This is a genomic window from Aureibaculum marinum (assembly GCF_003813905.1).
GTDB lineage: Bacteria > Bacteroidota > Bacteroidia > Flavobacteriales > Flavobacteriaceae > Aureibaculum > Aureibaculum marinum.
The window spans coordinates 1-2840 of sequence record NZ_RPFJ01000118.1; the positions used below are offsets into that span (position 1 = coordinate 1).

General features: G+C 27.9%; 3 protein-coding genes. All 3 read left to right on the forward strand.

Annotated features, from left to right (window positions below; genetic code table 11):
• Positions 1-243 precede the first annotated feature (243 nt).
• The 3 genes from EGM88_RS15665 (at position 244) to EGM88_RS15675 (ending at position 2715) form a co-directional block, all read left to right on the forward strand.
• Positions 244-954 (forward strand): hypothetical protein, encoded by a 711-nt coding sequence (locus tag EGM88_RS15665; RefSeq protein ID WP_123899352.1) that lies wholly within the window; start codon positions 244-246, stop codon positions 952-954.
• Positions 955-1197: 243 nt separating this feature from the next.
• Positions 1198-1953 (forward strand): SMI1/KNR4 family protein, encoded by a 756-nt coding sequence (locus EGM88_RS15670; protein ID WP_123899353.1) that lies wholly within the window; start codon positions 1198-1200, stop codon positions 1951-1953.
• Positions 1954-2169: 216 nt separating this feature from the next.
• Positions 2170-2715: a hypothetical protein gene (locus EGM88_RS15675; protein ID WP_123899354.1), complete on the forward strand. Its 546-nt coding sequence runs from the start codon at positions 2170-2172 to the stop codon at positions 2713-2715.
• Positions 2716-2840: the final 125 nt, after the last annotated feature.

Here is a 2840-nt window from a genome sequence, read left to right on the forward strand (position 1 = left end):
GTGTATGTCAATTCCAATGAATAACTTTGGTTGAGCAGTAGATTCTGTTTTCATATCTTATCGTTTTGGTGAACTTTAAAGATAAGCAATCTGCTGCTTTTTCATAGATGCTAAAATTAATGGCTAGTTCTAGCCTACTTGGAAAATTCCTGCGGTATTTTCCGCTGGCAAGTATTTGTTTACTAAATTAGGTACTTAAACACGCCACTAATCTTATACAAACCGTTGGGGTACATTAAAAAAATGAGAAAGACATTATACATTTTAGTTTTTTTAATTTTATCTAGTTTTCAATACTCTAATGAAAATATAGATTTAGAAAAGAAAATAATGTCTGACATTTTTTTCGAAATATTGAAACAAATCATTCCACCACCTCCACCACCATCTCCTCCTAACCCTGGTTATTTTCAAAGATTTAAAGCAAAAGATGGGACATATTATTACGCAGATGTTACCGATAGACCTATACCTAAAAAGAGTGATAAAAGATTAATACTTATTGTTGATAGCATTCAAGAAATTTCAGATAATGAAACACAAATTATTAGAGAAAAAATGAATATCAAATTAAATAAATATTCTGAAGGAGATTTAATTTGGAAATATGAAAAAGAACACAAATCAGAAATTAAATTTTATAGAAACCTTGAAAACATAAATTTGAATTATAAAATTGACTTAAAAAGTTTCAATCATTCTAAACTTTTTAAATTTGACTATAGTTCTAAATATCCTCCTGAAAATTTAATTTGGGAATGGAAAAAAGAGAATAATTCAAACCTAATAGCTTGTATAAAATTCTCAAAAATCATATTTAATAAAGATAAAAATTATGGTTTTTTAATTACTCAAATTAATTACGGAAATGAAGATGATAGAAAAGTGATTTTTATAATTAAAAAAGACGTAGACAGATGGATTATAGTAGATAAATTCTTTCAAATTTCCTGAATAAAAAAACGTACCCCAACACCGGCTAAACTTCATACGGGTTTTGTGCTAACTTCAAAGTTTTGTGTATATTTACTAAGTCGCCAAATCTTGTTGATTTGGCTTTGTGAAACCACAAAAAACAAATCCAAACAAAAAGCTTCGGCTTAGTACGTGTTCGAAAATCTTGTCGATTTTCAAGCCCGCACAAAGCCTAGCCAAAACCGTTGTGTGTAATGCAAAAAAAACTGAACGTAACCATTTATGATTGAGGAAATAAATAAAAAATTCAAAGAATTAGCAGAAGGAAAATTGACAGCAAAAGAATGGATTCTTTGGTTTGAACAGAATCAAAAAAATGTTGAACTTGTTTGCGGAAAATTGAATTATCTTAAAATTAAAACGCGGAAGAGCAATACTGATATTGCAAATGCTTTTTACGGACAAACCGCTGTAATTAAATGGTTGCAATCCAAAGAAATTGATATATCAACTTCAGATATTTATGAAAAATCGTACAATAATGAATTTGACGAATATTGTAAAAAAGAAAAAGATAAATTAATAGAAAAACGTAAAATAGCGAAAAATAAATTTGGATATCTAAAAGAGGAATACCCTAAATTTTATAATCAACTAATTAAATCATATGATGAATCAACCATCATTGAAAAAGGAGTTATTATTAGTCAAATAAAAAGCGTTGAATCTGAACTATCTTTATCGCTTACAAGCCAATTAATAACTTTATTTAGACATATTTCAATATTCGAATTTGAAGGAATTGAATTAAATTTTGAATATTTAGAAAAGTTTATTTACAAGGAAAAAGAATTTTTGATTTTAGGAGAATTTTGGGAATATGGAGATGGAGACAAATTATTGTACGATATTAAAAATGGCTCAATTTCAGTATTTGCACACGAATACAACCCGCCAAAAATTATGTTACAAGCAAAAACTATCAAAGATTTTTTTGAAAAAAATATTGTTCGACATTTAAAAGAATATGATGAGTAAAGCACTACACACAACACTGTATAAAAAACATAGGGCGTTTGTGCTAAACCGAAAGGTCTGCGAATATTAACTAAGTCCGCTAAACATAAAATTTGGCGTTTATAGTAGAAAAGATAAAAGCAAAATATTTATATTTAGCTAAGTAATAAACCGAAACGAAAGTGCTTATCACCTGCCCTACGTTTCTTATACGAGACGTTGTAGCCAATTTGAGAAATGACATTAACTAAAAAAATACTAATCGGAATTTCTTCAATAATAATATTATTAATTGGATTTTTATTTTGGTTATTTTTTGAAATCGCAAATGAAAATAAAGGAGATGAAATATTTTATAATATAGAAATTCCTGAAAATCTGAAATTTGAGAAACCAGTTTTATATTTATCTAATAGACAAATTGATTCTTTAAGAAATTTAAAAGTTGAGCAAGAAAAAATATTAGTAATTGGAAATGGATATTCTGGATATGACTTTTATATGTGGCATAAACCAAGTGAAAAAGGAGAATTATATATCAAAGCGTACGAATTGACTAAAAACATCCAATTATCAGAGTGGAAATTAAGTAACCGAACGAAAAATAAAATATCCGAATTGAGCAACGAATACAAATTCTATGAAGGGAGGACAGTAATTGACGAAGGAACTTTTGACAACTTCTATCCGACTCGATTTGAATTATGGTTTAAATCTGACAGTTCGGGAATTGAAAAAAAACTGACTGAAAAAAATTACGTGATTGATGGTTGGGACAGATAAAAAACTGGCTACAACAAAGTACTGTGGTAAAAAACAAGTAAAAACTCATTAATTTTTCACTAAAGTACTTTTATAAGAATCATCATATATTAATCCTGATTTAGCAATGGCAAAGGCTTGTTTTA

Excerpts from the sequence above, each read along its gene's own strand:
- EGM88_RS15665 (WP_123899352.1), top strand. The coding sequence starts at position 244 with ATGAGAAAGACATTATACATTTTAGTTTTTTTAATTTTATCTAGTTTT.
- EGM88_RS15670 (WP_123899353.1), top strand. The coding sequence starts at position 1,198 with ATGATTGAGGAAATAAATAAAAAATTCAAAGAATTAGCAGAAGGAAAA.
- EGM88_RS15675 (WP_123899354.1), top strand. The coding sequence starts at position 2,170 with ATGACATTAACTAAAAAAATACTAATCGGAATTTCTTCAATAATAATA.